This window comes from Roseibium sp. M-1 (assembly GCF_054515675.1).
The window spans coordinates 2,211,064-2,232,376 of record NZ_CM137257.1 but is presented as its reverse complement, the minus strand read 5'-3'; the positions used below and the strand labels follow the sequence as shown (position 1 = coordinate 2,232,376).

16 protein-coding genes are annotated in these 21,313 nt (G+C 62.7%); 11 read left to right on the top strand and 5 right to left on the bottom strand.

Annotated features, from left to right (window positions below; all coding sequences use genetic code 11):
* The first annotated feature begins 278 nt into the window (after positions 1-278).
* The 4 genes from ACX3M4_RS10075 (at position 279) to ACX3M4_RS10060 (ending at position 7,755) form a co-directional block, all read left to right on the top strand.
* Complete coding sequence (locus tag ACX3M4_RS10075) at positions 279-4,367, top strand: peptidoglycan-binding protein (protein WP_459358447.1); 4,089 nt, start codon at positions 279-281, stop codon at positions 4,365-4,367.
* 252 nt (positions 4,368-4,619) lie between these two features.
* Positions 4,620-5,549 (top strand): sulfite exporter TauE/SafE family protein, encoded by a 930-nt coding sequence (locus ACX3M4_RS10070; protein ID WP_459358446.1) that lies wholly within the window; start codon positions 4,620-4,622, stop codon positions 5,547-5,549.
* Positions 5,546-6,325: a TIGR02186 family protein gene (locus ACX3M4_RS10065; protein WP_459358445.1), complete on the top strand. Its 780-nt coding sequence runs from the start codon at positions 5,546-5,548 to the stop codon at positions 6,323-6,325. Before ACX3M4_RS10070 ends, ACX3M4_RS10065 begins: the two co-directional genes overlap by 4 nt.
* A gap of 260 nt (positions 6,326-6,585) precedes the next feature.
* The gene (locus ACX3M4_RS10060) at positions 6,586-7,755 is read left to right on the top strand and encodes an AI-2E family transporter (RefSeq protein ID WP_459358444.1); all 1,170 of its coding nucleotides are present in this window, start codon (positions 6,586-6,588) and stop codon (positions 7,753-7,755) included.
* A gap of 40 nt (positions 7,756-7,795) precedes the next feature.
* On the opposite strand, the gene ACX3M4_RS10055 is transcribed toward ACX3M4_RS10060, so the two are convergent.
* A complete protein-coding gene (locus ACX3M4_RS10055) occupies positions 7,796-8,167 on the bottom strand; it encodes a VOC family protein (protein WP_459358443.1) in 372 nt (123 codons plus the stop codon).
* Between the two features lie 46 nt (positions 8,168-8,213).
* On the opposite strand from ACX3M4_RS10055, the gene ACX3M4_RS10050 reads away from it, so the two are divergent.
* Together ACX3M4_RS10050 and ACX3M4_RS10045 are read left to right on the top strand one after the other, a co-directional pair.
* Complete coding sequence (locus tag ACX3M4_RS10050; protein WP_459358442.1) at positions 8,214-8,744, top strand: winged helix-turn-helix transcriptional regulator; 531 nt, start codon at positions 8,214-8,216, stop codon at positions 8,742-8,744.
* Between the two features lie 279 nt (positions 8,745-9,023).
* On the top strand, positions 9,024-9,371 hold the full coding sequence (locus ACX3M4_RS10045; RefSeq protein ID WP_459358441.1) for an endonuclease domain-containing protein: 348 nt from the start codon (positions 9,024-9,026) through the stop codon (positions 9,369-9,371).
* 15 nt (positions 9,372-9,386) lie between these two features.
* Here the strand turns inward: ACX3M4_RS10045 and pdeM are convergent, their stop codons facing one another.
* Together pdeM and ACX3M4_RS10035 are read right to left on the bottom strand one after the other, a co-directional pair.
* Entirely contained in the window at positions 9,387-10,124 is a 738-nt protein-coding gene (pdeM, locus tag ACX3M4_RS10040; RefSeq protein ID WP_459358440.1) for a ligase-associated DNA damage response endonuclease PdeM, read from the bottom strand.
* A complete protein-coding gene (locus ACX3M4_RS10035) occupies positions 10,121-12,625 on the bottom strand; it encodes a ligase-associated DNA damage response DEXH box helicase (protein WP_459358439.1) in 2,505 nt (834 codons plus the stop codon). The genes pdeM and ACX3M4_RS10035 overlap by 4 nt, the downstream gene beginning before the upstream one ends.
* Before the next feature lie 116 nt (positions 12,626-12,741).
* Here ACX3M4_RS10035 and ACX3M4_RS10030 point away from each other — a divergent pair, with 116 nt between their 5' ends.
* From ACX3M4_RS10030 to ACX3M4_RS10020, 3 genes are all read left to right on the top strand, one after another.
* Positions 12,742-13,647 carry a DUF4189 domain-containing protein gene (locus ACX3M4_RS10030; RefSeq protein WP_459358438.1) on the top strand — a complete coding sequence of 302 codons (906 nt, stop codon included), beginning with the start codon at positions 12,742-12,744 and terminating at the stop codon, positions 13,645-13,647.
* 73 nt (positions 13,648-13,720) lie between these two features.
* A complete protein-coding gene (locus ACX3M4_RS10025) occupies positions 13,721-14,743 on the top strand; it encodes a ligase-associated DNA damage response exonuclease (protein WP_459358437.1) in 1,023 nt (340 codons plus the stop codon).
* A 50-nt stretch (positions 14,744-14,793) separates the two neighbouring features.
* Positions 14,794-15,237, top strand: coding sequence for a DUF4440 domain-containing protein (locus ACX3M4_RS10020; protein ID WP_459358436.1), 444 nt, complete (start codon positions 14,794-14,796; stop codon positions 15,235-15,237).
* Positions 15,238-15,507: 270 nt separating this feature from the next.
* On the opposite strand, the gene ACX3M4_RS10015 is transcribed toward ACX3M4_RS10020, so the two are convergent.
* The gene (locus ACX3M4_RS10015) at positions 15,508-17,601 is read right to left on the bottom strand and encodes a DEAD/DEAH box helicase (protein ID WP_459358435.1); all 2,094 of its coding nucleotides are present in this window, start codon (positions 17,599-17,601) and stop codon (positions 15,508-15,510) included.
* A 258-nt stretch (positions 17,602-17,859) separates the two neighbouring features.
* On the opposite strand from ACX3M4_RS10015, the gene ACX3M4_RS10010 reads away from it, so the two are divergent.
* Together ACX3M4_RS10010 and ACX3M4_RS10005 are read left to right on the top strand one after the other, a co-directional pair.
* Positions 17,860-19,503, top strand: a complete 1,644-nt coding sequence (locus ACX3M4_RS10010) for a cisplatin damage response ATP-dependent DNA ligase (RefSeq protein WP_459359406.1) — start codon at positions 17,860-17,862, stop codon at positions 19,501-19,503.
* A gap of 140 nt (positions 19,504-19,643) precedes the next feature.
* Entirely contained in the window at positions 19,644-20,183 is a 540-nt protein-coding gene (locus ACX3M4_RS10005; protein WP_459358434.1) for a hypothetical protein, read from the top strand.
* 30 nt (positions 20,184-20,213) lie between these two features.
* On the opposite strand, the gene ACX3M4_RS10000 is transcribed toward ACX3M4_RS10005, so the two are convergent.
* Complete coding sequence (locus tag ACX3M4_RS10000; protein ID WP_459358433.1) at positions 20,214-21,086, bottom strand: thioesterase family protein; 873 nt, start codon at positions 21,084-21,086, stop codon at positions 20,214-20,216.
* Positions 21,087-21,313: the final 227 nt, after the last annotated feature.

The window sequence follows — 21,313 nt, the reverse complement described above, 5'->3', positions numbered from 1 at the left end:
CTATTTAGCTTACGTTTGCGTTAAGGTCCAGCCACGTAAGGTCGCCTTGCTAAATTTCGTTAACGATGCCTTTGGCGATTCGCCTCAATGTGGGGGTGTGGATAGCGAATTTTGATGCGAAAACAACAACGTTTCGCATTTGGCAAGAACAATTAACGGCCTGTTTACCCTAAATCGACAAAGTCAATCAAAACGCTGTACCCGTCCCGTCTTCGGCGGAATTAGGGCGCAGCCTGCTCCATCAGCGGTCCGAAAGACCGTAAGTCCAGGGTCAAGACATGCCGGCTTGGAAGAAACACGAGGCAGGACGCCGCGGCCGTGATGCGTATGAAGGCGACGAGTATCACGATGCCCCACGCCGCGAGCCAGCGCGCAGCCGCATTGAACGGCTGACCCGTACCGCAACGGCTCTTGGCGGCAATTATGGCCGCCATCCCGCCGATGATCGGGACGAGGATCTCGACGCCGTTGCGGACGAACTTGACCGGCTCCTGTCCGACAAGCAGGAAAGCCGCCGTCCGGCACCGCGCCGCCGTGCGCCGCAGCGGGACACTGGTTTGGACGACGTCATGGGTGCGCTCGACCGGCTGGACGAACAGGTCCAGGGTCTTGGCCGTCCGGACTATGCACCAGAATACCGTGACGAGGCATACCGTGACGAGGCATACCGCGACGAGGCCCCGCGTTCACAGTCGAGGCGCCGGCCGCGTCCGGGCAGCTATGCCATCGACAATCTGCCGGATGAAGATCCCTATTACGATGACGAAGTCGATTACGACGACGGCTACCGCCAGGCCCCGCGCCACAATCGCGATCGCGGCGTCCACGCGAACCGCGATGCGTCCATGCATATCTACAAGGATCTTGGCCGCCGCATCGATGCCTTGAGGGCGCCGCAGGAACAGGCGCTCAACCACGTGCGCGAGGAACTCGGGTCCCTGCGCGAAGCCCTTGGCGGGCTTTCCCGGGGCACCAGCGACACCGTCGGCCGCCAGAACGCGGAATTGCGGCGCCTCGCCGACATGGTCGAGCGTCTGCGTGCCGACAAGAAGAACGACCAGCTTGCCAAGGACATCCGCAAGGAAGTCTCCGAGCTGAAGGCCATGGTCGGCCGCACAAATGTGGAAGGGGCCCTGCAGACACTCGAACACGGCTATGCCCATATCCTGCAACGCCTGGACGAGCTGTCGCGTGCCTCGGTCGATCCGCGCATTCTGCGTGGCGTGACCGCACGCCTCAACGAGATCGAGGACGCCTTCGCCGCCCTGCCGCGCTCCGAGCACATGATGGTGCTGGAAGACCGCGTCGTCGCGATTGCCGAACGCATGGAAGAACTGCTGCAGCGAAAGGGCCACGCGGATATCGAGCCGCTCAGGGCCGAACTGCGCGAAGTGCGCGGCTTCGTCGAACAGATCGACATCAAGGGTCTCGTCGAGGGCATCGACGACCGCATGAAGTTCGTCTCCAGCCGCCTGGACGACCTTGAAGTGCTGGCGCGCGAGCAGCGCGGCCTCGACAGCCGCCTCTCCGCCATGGAAGAGCGCATGCCGGAGCCGGAGACCATTTCCCGGCTGCAGGGCAGACTGGAAGATATCGTCGGCATGATGGCCGACGACCGGGCGACACCGGTGGACAGCGAACATCTCAACCATGTCGACCGCCGTCTCAACGACATCGTCGACCGTCTGGAGCGGATGGAGCAGGCCGGGCCGCTGCCCGCGACCGACACCAGTGCTTTTGCCTCGCTGGAGAAGCGCCTGGAAGCCATCTCGGGCAAGATCGACCAGATCGAGAAGAAATCCGCCCGGCCGGTGCCGGTGCTGGATGCGGCGGCCATGCGCGCCGGTGGCAGTGCCGGCCAGGACACCAAGTTCCTGGCGCAGCTGCAGGAGCGCCTGAACGACCTCACCAACCGCCTGGATCAGCCGACCGATACGGTCACGACGTCCGACCTCGACAAGCTGCGGGCGGAAATCGGTTCCATGCGCGCCAGTGTCGCGGCTCCGGCCTCGACCGAAGCGCTGGAACAGCGGATCGCCGATCTCGCCCAGATCGTTTCCAAGGGATCCGAGGCGACCGACGATGGCCGCTTTGAACAGCTTGGCGCCAAGGTTGCCGCGCTGGCGGAGCAGATCCAGTCGACGTCCTCGCGCGCGATCAGCATCGAACAGTTCTCGCCCTTCCTGGAGCGGATAGAAAGCGGCCTGGAAAAGACCCGTGCCGATGTCGCCGGGATTGCCCGTGAAGCCGCGAAGGAAGCGATCGCCAGTGCACCGTCGCCGCGTAACGATCAGTATGACGACGCAATCACCGCGCTTCAGGGCGATCTGAAACGGTTGCTCGATGCCGCCGAGGGCAGCGAAGAGCGGACCCGCAACACCTTTGACGGCGTCAAATCCGTCCTGGGCTCCCTGACCGAGCGCCTTGACAGTCTGGAACGGGCCGAGCGGCTTGAAAACGCTCCGGCGTCAGCCGCGGCTGCTCCCTCAACCGGCTTCTCGCCGATCAAGGTCGACGAACCGGCGCCGCTGTTTTCCCGCGCCGCACAGCCGAAACAGCCGGAAAGTGGCCGCGGCGCCGATACGGGTCCCGCAGCAGGCGCGGAAGTTCCCCGTGCGGACGACCGGGTGCGCGACCGCAAGGCCGATTTCATTGCCGCTGCCCGCCGGGCCGCACAGGCAGCTTCCGCGGAAGCTGCACAGCTTGAAAAACGCCAGAAGGTGGAAACCGACCCGGAGGCAGCCGACGAAGAGCGTGGCAAGGCCCGTGTCGGCTGGCTGCGCAATGTCCTGAAGCGCGACAAGTCCGCCGCTGCAAAGGATGAACGGGTCGAGCCCGTCGACGACTTGCAGCTGAACCCGGAAGACATGTCCGACCGGGCATTCGAAACGCAGGAAGCGACCGTTCTGCCGGGAGACCGTCCCGCGCCCGAAACGCCGCAGGCATCCGGCGGACGCCGACGTGCGATCCTCTATGCCGCCGCCGCCGTGGTGCTGCTGATTGGAACGCTGCAAGTGTTCCGTCTTGCCTCGGGCGGTCCGGAGGAGGGCAACCAGATTGCCTCCAACAGCCAGGAGACCCAGGAAACCGTCGATGCGATCTCCACGCCTGAGATGGCAGATGCGTCTTCCGTTCCCGCTGCTCCGGCATCAGCAGAGGTTTCCATGGCGGAAAACCGTGGCGTCGTGAGCGATGGATCTTCAGGCAATGGCGTGCCTCCGGTTTCTGCGGAGGAAGCTTCGGCCGGGGCCATGGAACCGATGCCTGCTCCGGCGGCCGCAGCTCCTGCTCCAGCAGCCGGCGCCGCCGTGGATCCTGTCATGCCGGAAGGCAATGTGCAGGCGGCAGCTGCCGACGGACAACTGGCACCTGAAACGGAGATGGCCTTTGCCCCGCCCGCCGGTGTCACCGGCAGCTTCTCGGCACCTCAGGAAACGGCTCCCTCCGGCTTCCAGCCGACGGGTGAGGCGACCGTGCCGTCGAACCTCATTGCCAGCCTGCCGCCGGAAGGCGTCGGCCCGATGTCCCTGCGCAGTGCAGCTGCCAGCGGCAACGCGGCGGCCGAGTTCCTGGTCGGTGTGAAATACACCGAAGGCACCGGCGTGCCCGCCGATCTTGCCAAGGCAGCCGTCTGGTACCAGAAGGCCGCCGATAAGGGCCTCGCCCCGGCGCAGTATCGCCTTGCCAGCCTTTACGAAAAGGGCCGCGGCGTCGAAAAGGACCTGCCCAAGGCCAAGGCCTGGTACATCAAGGCAGCCGACGCCGGCAATGCCAAGGCGATGCACAATCTCGCCGTTCTCTACGCTGAAGGCGGCGGTGGACAGCCCGACTACGCGGCAGCTGCCAAATGGTTCGAAGAAGCGGCCAATTACGGCGTCAAGGACAGCCTGTTCAACCTGGGCATCCTCTATGCCGGCGGCATCGGCGTCGATAAGGATCTGGTGGCCAGCTACAAGTGGTTCGCGATAGCGGCGGATCAGGGCGACCCGGAAGCTGCCAAGCGCCGTGACGACGTCGCCAACATGATGGACCAGGAAACCCTGGCCAATGCCCGTCTGGCGGTTGAGCAATTCGCACTGAAGACACCGGATGCGGCTGCCAACAAGGTCACCATGGAGCCGAGCTGGGTGGAAGGCTCTTCCCTGCCGGCGGAAAAGGCCTCGGTCCAGACGGCTGACAACACGGCGCTGGTCAAGGAAGCCCAGGACAAGCTTAATTACCTTGGCTTCGACACCGGCACGCCGGACGGACAGATGGGGCCGCGCACCCGCAGCGCCATCCGCGCCTTCCAGAGCAGCCTCGGCCTGCCGGAAACCGGTGAAGTCGACGGTCGCCTGCTGGACGAACTGAAAAGCCAGGCGATCTAGATCCCGCTCAGGTTTCCAAATCAGATCTGGCCCGCCGGCACAAATGCCGGCCGGGCCAGAACTGTTTCTGGGCCATGAAAGCGGGGCATTTCGGCAACGGATTTGTCAGAAAGCGGCCGCCGCTGGTCTAAATTCGCCGAACCGGACCCAACCGGCCCGCTGGCCGGTTGACATGGCGGAAGGCACGGGTCTTTAACCATTTTCATGTAGTCGTTTCGCAGTCTTACCTGCGATCTGTTCCGGCGTGATCCTGTGCAATTATACCTGCCCATAGCCGAGATTCCGGTCAATATCTTTGTGATATTTGGCATGGGCGGTGCTGTGGGCTTCCTGTCGGGACTGTTCGGCATCGGCGGCGGCTTCCTGCTGACACCGCTGCTGATCTTTTCCGGCATTCCGCCGGCCGTTTCGGTAGCAACCGTCACCACTCAGGTGGTTGCATCCTCCTCGTCGGCGGTGGTGACCTACTGGCGCCGGAAGGCGATCGACCTGAAGCTGGCAACGATCCTGCTTGCGGGTGGTGTTTTCGGCTCGCTCATCGGCGTGATCCTCTTCCAGGTTTTGCAATCGGTCGGCCAGCTCGACCTGGTGATTTCGCTTTCCTACGTCACATTTCTGGGCGCAATCGGCGGCTTGATGCTGTTCGAATCGGTCAGGGCCATCCGCCGGCGCAAATCCGGGGTCCCACCAAAAGCCCGCAAACCCGGCCAGCACAACTGGATCCACGGCCTTCCGCTCAAGGTCCGCTTCCGCCGCTCGAAGCTCTATGTCAGCGTCATACCGGTTGTCGGCCTCGGGGCCATCATCGGTTTTCTCGGCACGGTGCTCGGCATCGGTGGCGGCTTCATGATGGTGCCTGCGCTGATCTACCTGCTGCGCGTCCCGACCAACATCGTCATCGGCACCTCGCTGTTCCAGATCCTCTTCACCATGGCGGCAGCCACCGTGTTTCACGCGGTGGGCACCAAGACCGTCGACATCGTCCTGGCGATGACCCTGATGATCGGCGGCGTCATCGGTGCGCAGTTCGGCGCACGCATGGGTCAGAACCTGCGCGGCGAACAGCTCCGCCTGCTCCTTGCTCTGCTGGTGCTGCTGGTGGGAATGCGATTTGCGGTCGAATTGCTTCTGACGCCGGACGATCTTTATTCCATCGCCATCCGCAAGGGAGCGGGCGCATGAGACGGCTTGTTCCCGTTCTCGCGTTTCTGCTTCTGGCAACGGGCGCCCTTGCCCAGTCCCGTCCGCACCAGGAACTGGTAACGTCCCTGTCGTCGGACCTGATTTCGATCCAGTCCAACTTCACCGGCACTGAGATCGTCATCTTCGGCCAGGCCAGCGATATCGAGCGCCAGCCCAACGATCCGAGCGGCTACGAGCTTGCCATCGTCGTGGAAGGCCCGCCGCAGGACATCACCACGCGGCGCAAGGGCCGGTTCCTGGGGGTCTGGGTCAACCGGGAGGCCGAGCGCTTCCAGAACGTGCCGTCCTTCTATGCGGTCGCCAGCACCATCAATATCGGCGACCTGTCGAACCGGACGGTGCTAGACGACCTCGGCATCGGCCTCCATCACATCAACCTGGCAGTGTCGGGCGTCTCAAATGTCGCGCTCTCGGACCGGGACGATTTCCGCCGCGCTTTCATTCGCCTGCGCGAAGATTCGGGGCTCTATTCGGAACAGGAAACCTCGATCCTCTTCCTGACCGACACCATGTTCCGCACCAACATCCCGCTGCCGGCCAACATCCCGGTTGGCGTCTACAAGGTCAAAAGCTTTCTCTTCCATCATGGCAAGGTGGTCGCGGCGACGGAACAGTCGCTGGCCGTCGCCAAGTCGGGCTTCGAGCAGGTCACCTTCATGCTCGCCCAGAGCTACCCGCTCGTCTATGGCCTCCTGGCTATTGGGCTCGCAATGTTCACCGGCTGGCTGGCAGGTGTGATCTTCCGCCGGGACTAGTGGAGCGAATTTGACATTTGAGTCCCGCTCGCGGCTAGGCTGATGCTCAAATGTCAAATTCAAAGGCTCCACTAGAATCATATATCTATCTAGTGGTTCTTATGATTCTGACATTTGCTCCAGCGCTAGCAGCAGGGGGATGCAAATGTCAGAATCGAACCACTAGGCCGGACACCCGGCCAGTTGCACTTTTCGCTGGCACGCGCCGTCACCGTGGCTATTGTCAACCACGCTGGGTTTTCAAACCGTTGGGGCAGGGCATGGCCGACGAGACGTCATCGGGTGAGAAGTCTTCAAGCGAAACGCAGGGAAGCGGGTTACGGCCTGAGCCGACGGTCGATGCGAGGGTCATCGATATTGCGGTCCGTCTCGGCATCCTGGGTCTCTTTGCCTATTTTTCGCTGCAGCTGATCGCACCTTTCTTTCTGTTTTTGCTCTGGGCGGTGGTGCTCACTGTCGCGCTTTACCCTGCCTTCGACTGGCTTGCGGAGAAATTCGGCGGACGCAAAGTTCCCGCCGCCATCTTGATCACGCTGCTGTGCCTTGCGATCGTCATCGGTCCGGTGGCGGTTCTCGTAGTGAGCCTCGCAGATACCCTGCAGGGCTGGTACCACGCCATCGCCGACGGCTCCTTGAAGCTTCCGGCGCTACCGGAAAAGCTTGCCGCCTTGCCAATTGTCGGCCCCAAATTTGCGGAGCTGTGGCAGATTGCCGGGCAGGGAATGGAGCAGGTCTTCGCCAAGATAGGTCCGACGTTGGCTCCTGCAGGCGGGCGCATCCTGACGGCACTGGCTGCCCTCAGCGGTTCCGTGCTGTTTTTCATTGTCTCCATCGTCCTCTCCGGCTGCCTCTTCGTTCCGGCGCCGACGCTGGCAAAGGGCGCCAAGCGCTTCGCCGACCGCATCATCGCGCCACGCGGGGCGGAATTTGTCGATCTGGCCGGCGCGACCATCCGCAACGTCTCGCGGGGAGTTATCGGCGTTGCCGTCATCCAGGGTCTGCTGACGGGAATACTCCTCATCCTGTTTCAGGTGCCGCTCGCAGGTGTCTTGACCTTCATTGCGCTCTTCCTGTGCATCATTCAGATCGGACCGGCCCTGGTGATCATTCCGACGATCATCTGGGCCTGGAGTTCCTGGGAGTTCATGCCGGCATTGGCCTTTACCGTGCTCATGGTGCCGGTGATGCTGATCGACAACGTTTTGAAGCCGATCCTGATGTCCCGCGGCTTGAAGGTGCCGATGCTTGTCATCCTGATCGGCGTCCTCGGCGGCACCATAGCCTACGGCCTCATCGGCCTGTTCCTCGGGCCGGTGGTGCTGGCGGTGTTCTACGAGCTGGTGATTGCCTGGGTAATGGCGGGGGAAGAGAGGGCGGTAAAGTCCCTTGGTCCTGCAGACCGGCAGGAACTGGAAAGCGGCTTGGAGTAACCCCCGCAGACGGGCTGCGGGGAGCAGGCGACATTTCGGCCTATTGCGACAGATCCTGCGCCAGCATCAATGCATTTCCGTCAGGATCGTAGAAGGTCGCGGTGCTGACCATGCCCTCGATCGTTTCGGTCGGGCCGTCGAACCTCACCCCGACGCCTTCAAGAGCCGACCGCGCAACCGCGATGTCCGAGACCCCAAAGACAGGCACCGTGTTGCCGGGGGCAGGTTCCGCCTGTTCGCCCAGGCCCAGGGTGACCCCTTCCGTTTTGGTCCGCATCTCGCTCCAGCCGGCCTCGTCGAAATGCACCAGAAGCTCGAACCCGAGGTTTTTTTCATACCAGTCCGCGCTGGCGTGCCTGTCCCGGACCGAAAGAGCCAGGGTGATTGTGTTTTCCAATGAAACGACCGGCATGATGCTTCCCTCTGTAGCAAAAGTATAGTAACTATAAATTATGGATATGCCGCTGATTGTCAACCTCACATCAAAAGCCTGGTCGTTGAAAATTCTGGCGCTCCTTCACTCCGGCGTTCCAGGCCGGCAGGCGCCGCTGATTGCGGCGACCACCGCAAGCCGCAGCGCGTTCGCAGCGAGCCTGGAGCACCTCTTTCAACTGGGATTGCTTGAGCGGAACCCGGGCCATGGACACCCGCTGCGGCCGGAGTTCCGGCTGACGCCGAAAGGCGTGGAAGCCGCCGCGCTGGCCGGCCGGATCCTGGATCTCGCCCCCGGCGAGGACGCCTTTTCCGTGCTCAAGCGCAGTTGGGCAGTTCCCATTCTCGCGGTCACCGGCACGCCGCAACGTTTCTCGAACATCAAGTCAGGGCTCGGACCGATCACCGACCGCGCCCTGTCCCAGTCCCTGGGCCTTCTCGAGGACAGAGATTGGCTGAAACGCGAAATAGTCCTGTCGGAACGCTCACCCTTTCCGATCTATCAGGCGGTGAACACAGGCCGCCAGATCAACCGGGCTATCGGGCTGAGCTTTTAGCGGGAGATGGGGGTAGGGGCGGTCCATCTCGTGGTGACGGGAAGTTCAATAACCCGATCCTGCAATCGTCAGGTCGTTCGTTCCCTTCAAGTTTTGCCCCCTCACCCTAACCCTCTCCCCATGGGAGAGGGGACTTGAAGATCGCGCAAGCGTTGCGTTTGATGTTCTATAGGTCCGGCTGATGATGCGGCCGAAACCAAAAATGCCGGGCGTGCTTGGGACAAAGTCACCTCTCCCGTCGGGAGAGGTCGGAGCGAAGCTCCGGGTGAGGGGGCAGACGTGGCAAGCGGACGCAAGACTTCCGGGGCACGAAGCCTGCGGCGGCGGTCCACGGAAGCCGAGCAGAGACTGTGGCATCGCCTTCGCAACCGGCAGCTCGACGGCTGGAAGTTCCGCAGGCAGTTTCCGATCGAAAGGTTTTTCGCGGATTTTGTTTGCGTCGATGCAAAACTGATTGTCGAACTGGATGGAGGACACCACGCCTCAAATCAGGTGGCTGACGAAGAACGGACCAGGCTTCTCAATACCTTTGGCTACCGGGTCATCCGCTACTGGAATTCGGATGTGCTTACGAACACGGATTCCGTGCTGGAAGACATCCTGGCGCATCTTGAAAAACTAAAATGAAGAGGAGCTCTGCCCTCAGTCCCCGACCAGGCGGCTTGCGGTGAAGGGGAAGAGGCGGTCGTTGCCGAGCATGAAGACGGAGAAGTGGCGGCGGCGGAAGATGAGGCTGTAGGCCTCGTCCGTCACGTTGAGGCCGCCGGTCAGCGCACCGAAGGCAGGAAGAACCAGCCGGGTGTTGTCTGTGACGAAGCACGCCCGGCGGATCGAGCGGCCGAAACGGCGGACGCGCGCTGCGGGGTGAAGATGGCCGCAGACTTCGCCGGCGGTGGACGACGATCTGACCTTCTCGACAGGCTCGTGCCGGAACGTGAGCGGGCCGATGGTGATTTCCTTGACGGTGACACCGCAGAGGCGCACCGGTGCCACCGGGTCGTGATTGCCTGTGACCCAGATCCATTCGCGGCCGAGCTGCAGCGTCGTCAGCATTGCCCGGTAGGTGGCAGGCAGGCGGTCGGACCCGTCGGCATCGTGGAAGCTGTCGCCGAGGCAAATGACGCAGGCCGGGTCGAAGGCGTCGATCACGCCGGCAAGCTTTTCCAGCGTGGCACCGGTATCGTAAGGCGGCAGGAAGACGCCGCGCCGGGCATAGCTGGAGCCTTTTTCCAGATGCAGGTCGGCAACGATGAGAATGGATTCATCCGGCCACCACAGGACACCGCTGTCGTGCAGGCCCACCAGCTGGCCGTTGATCTGAATGTCATGACATACCGGCGCAGCAGCATATTTGCGCAAGTGGGATGTCAGGGCACTCATTCCATAGCCTCCATCAGCAGCTCTTCGGCCGCATCGGCCAAAAGCGTGTCCATGGCCTCCCCGTAGACCGGTTCTTTTCCTATTTCCAGGAGAATTGGCACGGCGAGCGGGGAAACGTGTGGAAGTCCAGTATGCGTGATTCGTCCCCGGATTCTGGCAAGAAGTTCACCCAAACGGGAGATATCCAGAAGTCCTTCCGCCGCATCGTTCCAGGTTGCCTTCAGGAGAATGTGGTCAGGCTCGTGCGCGCGCAGGACGTCGTAGATGAGGTCGGAGGAAATCGTCACCTGACGGCCAGATTTCTCCTGGCCCGGATGCCGGCGCTCGATCAGCCCGGCAATGACGGCGCAGTTGCGGAAGGTGCGTTTCAGAAGGCTGGATTCGGCGAGCCATGCATCGAGGTCGTCGCCGAGAATGTCCTGTTCGAAGAGGTCGTCCAGCGGGATCTTTCCGCTGGAAAACAACAGCGACAGGTCACCGAGCGCCCAGACGGAAAGCGCATAGTCGTTGGCGACAAACCCGAGCGGCCGCGCACCGAGCCGCTCCAGCCGTTTTGTCAGGAGCATGCCGAGGGTCTGGTGCGCCAGCCGGCCCTCGAAGGGATAGCAGACCATGTAATGCTTGTTGGCGCGCGGGAAGGTTTCCACCAGGAGGCCGTCCTTTGCCGGAAGAACGGATTTCTCCCGCTGGATTTCCAGCCAGTCGCGAACCTGGTCCGGCAGTTCTTTCCAGCTCTCCGGCGTTGCCAGCATGGTGCGCACACCTTCGGCCAGATAAGTGGAGAGCGGGAACTTGCCGCCCATATAGGACGGGATCATCGGGTTGTCGGAGGTTGTGCGCGAGACATAGGCTTCGTTCTCGCGGATGCCCTCGAAGCGGACGACCTCGCCGCCGAAGAGGAACGTGTCTCCTGGCGCCATCTGCTCCAGGAAATATTCCTCCATCTCACCCAGCACCCGACCGCCGCGCCCGACCGGCGTGCGCCGTCCGGCCGCCTTGGAACGCACCAGCCGCACCTTCAGCATCGGCGCCTCGACGATCGTGCCGACATTGAGACGGTATTGCTGGGCGATCTTCGGATGCGAGATGCGCCAGAGCCCGTCTTTGCCTTTGCGCAGCTTGGCGTATTGATCGTAGCTTTTCAGCGCGTAGCCGCCGGTGGCGACAAAATCGAGCACGCGCTCGAAGGTCTCCCAATCGAGATGGCGGTAGGTTTCGGACGACCGGATCTCGTCATAGGTCGCGAGCGCATCCAGCGGACCGGCACAGGCAAGGCCCAGAAGATGCTGGGCCAGCACGTCAAGCGCGCCCTTGCGCAGGGGCGGTGTGTCCTGTTCGCCGCGTCTGGAGGCCGCGAGCGCCGCCTGGCACTCCAGAACCTCGAAGCGGTTGGAAGGAATGAGCACGGCCTTGGACGGTTCGTCCATGCGGTGGTTGGCGCGGCCGATCCGCTGGGCCAGACGGCTGGCACCCTTGGGTGCACCGATATTGATGACGAGGTCGATATCGCCCCAGTCGATCCCCATGTCGAGCGAGGAAGTCGCCACCACGGCCTTCAGGACGCCCGAGGCCATGGCCGCTTCCACCTTGCGCCGCTGGCCGACATCGAGCGAACCGTGATGCAGCGCGATCGGCAGCGTGTCCTCGTTGATGCGCCACAGTTCCTGGAACACCATCTCCGCCTGGCTGCGGGTGTTCACGAAGAGCAGCGAGACGTTATGCGCCTTGATCAGCCGGTAGATATCGGCAACGGCATAGCGCGAGGAATGGCCGGACCAGGGAACGCGTTCTTCCGAATCGAGAATGGAAATCTCCGGCTGCGCCCCACCGGCGACTTGCACCATATGTGACAGCGCGCGGTGATCCGGCTCCGGCTGCTCGACCAGGTAAGCGCGCAGGTCATCTGGCTCGGCGACGGTTGCCGAGAGGCCGATGGTGCGCAGGTCCGGTGCCAGCCGCCGCAACCGGGCAAGGCCAAGCGCCAGCAGGTCGCCGCGCTTGGACGTCACCAGGGCGTGTAATTCGTCCAGAATGACGGTCTTCAGCGAGGAGAAAAGCCGCGCCGAGGCGGGATCGGACAGAAGCAGCGCGATCTGTTCCGGTGTCGTCAAAAGGATGTCCGGCGGATTGAGCTTCTGTCTCTGGCGCTTGTGGGAGGGCGTATCGCCGGTGCGGGTTTCCAGCCTGACATTGAGACCCATCTCGCTGACAGGTGTCTCCAGGTTGCGGGCAATATCGACGGCAAGGGCCTTCAGCGGCGAGATATAAAGCGTGTGAATGCCGCCCCCCGCAGACCCCGGCTTGTGCTTTCCCCGCGCTTCCAGTTCCACAAGGCTCGGCAGGAACCCGGCCAGCGTCTTGCCGGCGCCGGTCGGTGCGATCAGAAGCGTTGAATGGCCTTGGGCAAGATGATCGATCAGCCGCAACTGATGCGGCCGCGGCGCCCATCCGCGCGAGGCAAACCAGCTCTGAAATCGGTTCGGAAGCAGTTGCACGTCCATCGCTTGGTTTTAGGCCGTAGGCCTGCAAAAGGCGAGGGGCCTGCCTTGAAATGTTCAGGTTGCGTTCATGTTCCCTATGGTCAATTCTGCCGGGATCATTACCGAGGGAGGTTTCCTTGAAATCAATTGCTTTTGTTGGAGTTCTGACCGCAGCTTTTCTGTCCGCCGCGGTGCCTGCCGATGCGTCGGAAAGCCTGTCCTACCGCTGTAAACTCGATAATCTTTTTGTTTTTGTTGAAACGATACCTGAGGAAGGCCGCGCCGTTTTTGAAGATATTTCCGGGAAGACCTCCCTGATGCCGGATGGCCGGGGCGGATACTTCAACGACGGCGCGGGAATTTCCTTCGAGGGTGGCAACGCCCTCAAGCTTTGGCTCGGTGACGTGTCCCATTCCTGCGAGCTGGCGGTAGCAGCACCGGTACACCAGGCAAATGCCGGGGCAGCGGCGACCCCGCTGAACGTTCAGGGGCAGTCTCTGGGCGGCAAGCTGAGATCCGGACCGGGCATGAACTTCGGGCAATCGGGCAGCCTCGACGAAGGCACCTGGCTCACGATCCTGAACAACACCGGTGTCTCGATGAACGGCTTTGACTGGTTCGAAGTGGCGACGGACAATGGCCTGCGCGGCTATCAGTGGGGCGGCATCATGTGCTCCAACGGCGAGCAGATCCAAGGCATTTACCAGGCTTGCGGCGGGCAGGCACAGGTATCCGGAAAGTACCCCCAGGTTGCCCAGGGCCGTGGCTGGATGGCCTTCGCCCTGGCGCCGAACGGAAAGTTCGGTCACGGCGCGGCCCCGACCCGGGCCGGCGCCGAACAGCTTGCCATGAACTATTGCGGCAGCCCGCAATGCCGGATCGTGGACGCGACACAGGCCGCATGCCACGCTTTGGCGACCTCTCCCAACTCCAACGGCATCGGTGCGGGAGACAGCGAGCAGGCTGCGAACAACTTTGCGATGGGCTGGTGCTCCAACAACGGCGCCCAGGATTGCCGCGTGCAATACAGTTATTGCCAATAACCGGATTTACCGACGTGTAGCCGCAAGATCGGACGTCGGTGGCATTCGGCGAATAAAGACATAAGTAGAGCGGATGTCCGATCTCCTCACCCTCACTCCCGAAGGCCTCTATTGCCCGCAAGCCGGTGTCCATATCGATCCGGTCAAGCCGGTCGAAAAGGCGGTGATCACACACGGCCACGCGGACCACGCCCGCGCCGGACATGGTGCGGTGCTGGCGACGCGGCAGACGCTCGACATCATGGCAATCCGCTATGGCGGGAACTTTTGCGGCTCGGCACAGGCGATCGGTTACGGCGAGACGGTCAAGGTCGGGGGCGTCGACATTTCTTTGCATCCGGCCGGGCATGTGCTCGGCTCCGCCCAGGTGCTGCTTGCGGCCAGGGGGCAGCGAACGGTCGTCTCCGGCGACTACAAGCGCCAGGCAGATCCCACCTGCGCCCCCTTCGAACTTGTTGCCTGCGACACCTTCGTCAGCGAGGCGACCTTCGGCCTGCCGGTCTTCCGCCATCCTCCGGCCTCGGAAGAAATCGCCAAGCTGCTGTCGTCGCTGGAGCTCTTTTCCGATCAGACCCATCTGGTCGGCGCCTATGCGCTCGGCAAGGCGCAGCGGGTGATGGCGGAACTCAGGGCGGCCGGGTATGATAAGACCATCTTCCTGCATGGTGCGCTGGAAAAGCTGACGGCCTATTACCGCACCCAGGGCATCGATTTTGGGGAGGTCGAACCGGTCGGAACGCGCGGCAAGGAGCTTGCCGGAGAGATCGTGCTCTGCCCGCCGGGGCAGCTCTCGGACCGCTGGGCCCGGCGTTTCGGCGATCCGGTCGCCGCCATGGCCTCCGGCTGGATGCGGGTGCGGGCCCGCGCCCGCCAGCGCGGTGCCGAACTGCCGCTGATCCTCTCCGATCACGCCGACTGGGACGATCTCTGCCGCACGATCCTGGAGACCGGAGCCGAGCAGATCTGGGTCACACACGGGGCCGAGGAAGCACTTGTCCACTGGTGCGAATTGAATGGACGAAAGGCCCGTCCTCTCAATATGATAGGCTATGACGACGGCGAGGACGCCGACGGTGTGCGGGCCGCGCAAGGCTAGGCTGGCCGGCGACATTCCTGCGGAAATGCGGTCCTTTGGAGGGGGCGGTCATGGCGGATGACGGAGATTATGCGGAGACCGGCAACGGCCGGACCAATGGCGCCGGATCCGGGTCGAACGGGGAAGCCGAAGAGGCGATCGCACAGCTGTTCGACGATTACCAGGCTGGTTTCAACGATTATGATGTCGACCGGATCTGCGATTGTTTCGCCGTGCCGGCCATCATCTGGCAGCACGACAAGGGGCACGTCTTCCACGACGACGAGGAACTGATCGAAAACATCGAGGCCCTGCTACAGGCGCTCGAAAAGGAAGGCGTCAGCCATTCCGATTTCCACGTCGTCTCCAGCCATGTCAGCGGCTCGGTCGCCCTCGTCACCCTCGACTGGAGCCAGGAGAGCGCAGACGGTGAAGCCGTCTTCGAATTCACCTGTCACTACCAGCTGATCCAGGACGGCCCCGACTGGGTGATCGCCAGCATCGTCAACGAATAGGGAGACTGCGTTCCTCCGCGGTGTCACCCCGGACAAGCGAAGTGCAGATCCGGGGCCCACTCGCACGGCCAATTGTCCAAGCGCGCGACGTTTTTTCTGAAGGCGTTGTACCCACTCCTGTTCTCTGGAAGCGAGTAGGCCCCGGGTCTCCCTTCGGTCGCCCGGGGTGATGCCGAAGGTAACGGCTCAGGCAGAGGTGTGGCGTCCGGAATTCCACCCCGGCAAGATCGCAAAAGAAAATGCCCGGACCATTCGATCCGGGCATCTTGATTACTTCTGCGCCTTGGTCGCCTTGCGTTCGGCGCGGGAGGGCTTGTTTTTCTTCGCCGCCTTTTTCTTGACCGATCCGGAGGGAGCGTCCGCGCGGCTGCGTGGCTTCCGGCGTTCACCGTCCTCGGCGTCCCGGTGACGGGACTTGTTCGGCCGCGGGCGGTCGTCGCCGCCTTCGGACTTGCCGAGTGCCTTCATGTCGAGCGGCTCATAGGCCGGATGATGCGGGGCGGCTTCGTCGTCGCCGAAGCGGCGGCGGCCCTTGCCGCGAGGTGCATCGAACTTGGGCCTCGGACTGTCGAAATCCCGCTTCGGACCGCGTTTCGGACGATCCGGCTTCAGGCTGTCTTCGCGGCCCATGGTCTCATAGTCCGGCGCATCGTCCCGGCGCGGACGGCGCTTGGGCGCGCTGACCCGGTCACGGTCACGGCGGAAATTGTCTTCCTGCGGCGGGGCAGGCACCTTGCCGCCACGGGCGTCGAGAAGGGTGATGACGGCGTTGTCTTCACCGGTTCCCTCACGCTTGACCACATCGGCAAAGCGCTGGCCGTGGCTGCCAGCGATCTCGAAATAGAGCTGGTTCTGGAAGATCTTGATCGCGCCGACTTCCTTCTTGGTCACATGGCCGGCGCGGCAGATCATCGGCAGGATCCAGCGCGGTTCGGCGCGCTGGCGGTGGCCAATCGACAGCGAGAACCAGATGCCGTCCTCGAACTTGCCGGTGATCTCGGCGCTGCGGCCACCGCGCGAGCCTGCATCGCGGCCACGGAGCGAACCTTCATCGATATCGGAAACATCTTCGGGAGCCGGCAGGCGCGACTGGCGCAGCTTGACGAAGGCGGCTGCGAGTTGCTCCGGGCTGTGGAGGGCCAGGAGTTCGGTGGCAATTGCCAGTTCCTCGTCTTCCAGCTCCACCTTCAGGGCCGGATCGGCAAGCAGCCGTTCCTTGTCCTTGGCGCGGATGTCGTCGGCGGTCGGCGCACCCTTCCAGGTGGCGGTGATGCCGGCGAAATGCAGGACACGCTCGGCCTGGCGGCGGCGCGGGAAGGGAACCATCAGCACGCAGGTGCCCTTGCGTCCGGCGCGGCCTGTCCGGCCGGACCGGTGCAGAAGTGCGGCCTTGCCGGTCGGCAGGTCCGCATGGATGACGAGGTCGAGGTTCGGCAGGTCGATGCCGCGGGCGGCAACGTCCGTTGCCACGCAGACCCGTGCACGGCCGTCTTTCATGGCGGCCAAGGCGCTGGAACGCTGTTCCTGGCTGAGTTCGCCGGAGAGCGACACGATGGAGAAGCCGCGGTTGGCCAGACGGGTCGTCAGGCGGCTGACGGCTTCGCGCGTCGAGCAGAAGACGATGGCCTTTTCCGCTTCGTGCTGGCGCAGCACGTTGATGATGGCGTTCTCGCGCTCGTTCGGGGCCACCGGATGGGCGACATAGTCGATGTCGACATGCTGTTCGCGGGCATTGATGGTCGACAGGCGGACGGCGTCCTTCTGAAACCGCTTTGCCAGTTCCGCGATCGGCTTGGGGACCGTGGCGGAGAACATCAGGGTGCGCTTTTCCCGAGGCGCCGCATCCAGAATGAATTCCAGATCCTCTCGGAAGCCCATGTCGAGCATCTCGTCGGCTTCGTCCAGAACGACGGCGCGGATTTCGGAAAGATCCAGGGCGCCGCGCTCGATGTGATCACGCAGGCGGCCCGGCGTGCCGACAACGATGTGGACGCCGCGGTCCAGCGTGCGCCGCTCGGTGCGCGGGTCCATGCCGCCGACACAGGACGCGGTCACGGCACCGGCTTCCTCATAAAGCCAGGTCAGCTCTTCCTTCACCTGCAGCGCAAGCTCGCGGGTCGGCGCGATGGCAAGCGCGATCGGAGCGCCGGCCTGACCCAGATGGTCACGCCCCTGAAGCAGGGTGTTTGCCAGAGCCATGCCGAAGGCGACGGTCTTGCCGGAACCGGTCTGGGCGGAAACCAGGAGGTCCGCTTCCGGAGGAGCATCGTTCAAGATGCTTTCCTGAACGGGAGTGAGGCTTTCATAGCCCCGTTTCGCCAGCGCGGCCTTCAGCGCCGGGGCGAGAGACAGAATTTCGGTCATTGGAATCTTTCAACTGCTCCGGATCATCTGCATGCCAGTCAGCAGTCTACCGGATCGGGCCATCCAGTCATTCGGCCCATGGATGGGCGCGGCTTATACAGGCTATTTCTTCCCGCGTCCATCCTGCATTTCCCGGAACTCAAGCCGGCCATATCGGAGGCGAACCAGGCAAGTAAACGTGATTTGCCTTGAAAGACCCTGCCGGAAATCATCGGGGTGACTTGCGAAGCGCATCTTTCCCGGTTTGATATTGCCGTCATGCATGCCTTCGCCCTTCTGCTCGACCGGCTTTCCCTGGAACCGCGGCGTCTCGCCAAGGAGGCGCTGCTTGTGCGCTATTTCCGGGAGACGCCCGACCCGGACCGGGGCTACGCGCTTGCGGCCCTGACGGGGGGGGTGAGTTTCAAACACGCCAAGCCAGCGCTCCTCAGAACCCTGATTGGGGAGCGGACCGACCCGCAGCTCTTCGCGCTCTCCTATGACTTTGTCGGCGACCTGTCTGAAACCATCGCCCTGATGTGGCCGAACGCGGCTGACCGGGGGACCGGATCCGATGCGCCCTCTCTGTCGCTTGTCGTTGACCGGTTGCGACGCGCGGGCAAGACCGAGGTGCCTCGGCTTTTGGCCGGCTGGCTTGACAGTCTCGACGAGACCGGCCGCTGGGCACTTCTGAAACTCGTCACCGGCGGACTTCGAGTCGGCGTTTCGGCGCGTCTCGCCAAGACAGCAGTGGCCCGGCTTGGCGAGCTGGAGGTTGCCCGGGTGGAAGAGGTCTGGCACGGACTGGAGCCGCCGTATCAGGCGCTGTTCGCCTGGGCGGAGGGGAGGGCCGACGCACCGGAGACTTCCGATCCGGCGCCTTTCCGGCCGGTGATGCTGGCCCATCCACTTGATGAGACGAGGGACCTTGAAGCGCTCGACGCGTCGGACTTCGCGGTCGAATGGAAATGGGACGGGATCCGCGTTCAGGCGGCGGCGGGCAGAACCGCGGAAGGGGCCGAGGTACGGCGCCTCTTCAGCCGCACCGGAGAGGACATCTCCAAAGCCTTCCCGGATATTCTGGAGCTGCTGAGTTTCGAGGCCTGTATCGACGGCGAGCTGCTCGTTGTCTCTGAAGGCAGGGTCCGGCCGTTCTCCGACTTGCAGAAACGCCTCAACCGAAAGACGGCGGGCCCGAAATTGCTGCGCGAGTTCCCGGCCGCCATCCGCGCCTATGACCTGCTCACTTTGAAAGGCGAGGACCTGAGGGAGATGCCGTTCGCAGAACGCCGGAAACGCCTGGAGGGTTTCATTTCAGAACTTGGCGAAACGCGGATCGATCTGTCGCCGATGGTGAAGGCCGAAGGCTGGGAGGCGATCGCAGCAGCACGCGCCAATCCGCACGATCATCTGGAGACGGACGACGCAGAAGCGGTCGAAGGCCTGATGCTGAAGCGCCGGGATGCAGCTTATGTCACCGGCCGGCCGAAGGGACTCTGGTTCAAATGGAAACGTGAGCCGCATCTGATCGACGCCGTGCTGATGTACGCGCAGCGCGGCCACGGCAAGCGGTCGTCCTTTTATTCCGACTATACGTTCGGCGTCTGGCGGGACACTGAAGCTGGACCGGAACTGGTGCCGGTGGGCAAGGCCTATTTCGGGTTCACGGACGAGGAATTGCGCGAGATCGACCGCTTCGTACGCAACAACACCGTCAACCGCTTCGGTCCCGTGCGCGAAGTGGTTCACGGGATGGAGAAGGGTCTGGTGCTGGAGGTCGCCTTTGAGGGACTGAACCGTTCCACCCGGCACAAATCGGGTGTCGCCATGCGGTTTCCCAGGATATCGAGGTTGCGCTGGGACAAACCGGCTGCGGAAGCGGATCGGCTCGAAACGCTCGAGGCGTTGTTGCCGGCGCTCTGAGCGAGGTCGGGTTTTCGGCCAATCCGAGAGGTATCTGAAGGGCGCCAGACAAAGCAGCTCTTGAAAAGCAGGCCTTTCGTCGTGCTTTGGCCACGGAATTATGGCACCCATGGAATGAGACAGACACCTGGAGAGGCGACATGACGATCCGCACCACACTTTTCGCAGCCCTTATTGCGGGAGCCTCCGCGCTCGCCCTTTTGACTGCCGGTGCGACTGCGCAGGACAAGATCGCGCCTGAGGATGCGGAAGTTGCGAGCGAGGGGCGCCCGGACCGCTATTCCATGGTTGCCGTCGAGGGGGACATCCTCAGGGTCGACCGGCAGAACGGCACGGTCTCGATCTGCCGCAAGCAGAACGAGGACTGGCGCTGCAACCCGGTCCCGCTCGCGGAAGACGCTTATCTGGCGGAAATTAACGACCTTGCCGGCGAGGTCGACCGGCTGACGGCCCGTGTGAAGGAACTTGAAAGCGGGACGGGCGAGCCCGGCCGCCAGTTGCCGCCGGGATCCGCGCTGGACCGGGACAAGCCGGAGGGACCGGTGGAGGAGAAATCTCCCGAACTGACCGAGGAAGACGAGGAACTTGAAAAGGTTCTGACCTTCACCGAAAGCGCCATGCGGCGCTTCTTCGGCATGGTTCGCGACCTGAAGAAGGACTTCGAAACCGACGGTAATTGACGCCCGGACCTGCCCCGGGACACTTTCTCGTCAGTCGATGACCATCTTGTTGATGCTCTGATAGGCATTCGCGGGCAGCTCGACTGCGGTCCGGGACTTCAGGTCCATGGTCAGGGCGACCACGTCGAGGATCGATGCCAGCCGGCCGGTGCGGCTTTCGAAGAGGTGGTGGCGCATGGAGAAGGTTTTCGGGCTGACGCCCGCAAAGCCCGATATCACCTGCATCAGGTCGCCCGTCTTCAGTGGCGTGAGCCAGGTCAGTTTCATTTCCACCGCGACGCGGCCAAGGCCGTGTTCGGTCAGATAGGCATGGGTCATGGGCGAGCGCTGCCAGACATGGGCTACGCCGTCCGTGCAACACGAAAGGGCAAACCGGTCGTCGGCCTTGCCGTCGACCCCGATGTCCCGCGGCAGCACAGTGCCGCGAAAGACGACTTGCGCACCCTTGGCCTGGAGGCTTGCCGGCGTTGCCCGATGCGCGGCGGCAGGACCTGCCGGAATTCCGCGGGGAGCAGCTTCCGCGATCATCGGTGTCTGGAATTCCTTGAAACGCTGACGGAGTGTCTTGGCCGAATTGGGGTTGGGCTCATACCCATCGAGCGCGGTCGCCGCGAGGTCTCCCGTGGTGCTGTTCCGCATCTCGTGCACGACTGTCAGCATATGCGGGCCGTCAAAGGCAATGCTTGACCCGACGGTGATCAGATCGCCGGTCCTCAGCTCCTTGTGAAAGCGGACATGCCGAACGCGGCGGGCGCCGACCAGGGTCTCATTCAGGCCCGACAGCAGCCGGAATTGCCGGTCGGCCTCTTCAAACCGGCCGAAATAGAACTGGACATTCAAATGATCATTCTCATCGCATTCCCAGCGATTGACGAATGAAAAAAGCGTCGCCTGAATCGTCATAATACTGCGTCGTGTGCCCAGTGAAATTGTATTTTACGCCGGATGGAACCAGCCATTTGTTGCCGTCTTTAGGTTCATTATCAATAGGAAATGTAGTCTGTGGAAAATTAGTTCACTCGAAACGCTTAGATGGCGATAAGATTTGATTACGCTACGGAAGGTGTGTGTAAACTACAGGTTGTTGCGTGTTGATTATTATAGTTCGCTTTTTGCGCGAGTTGTGTGTA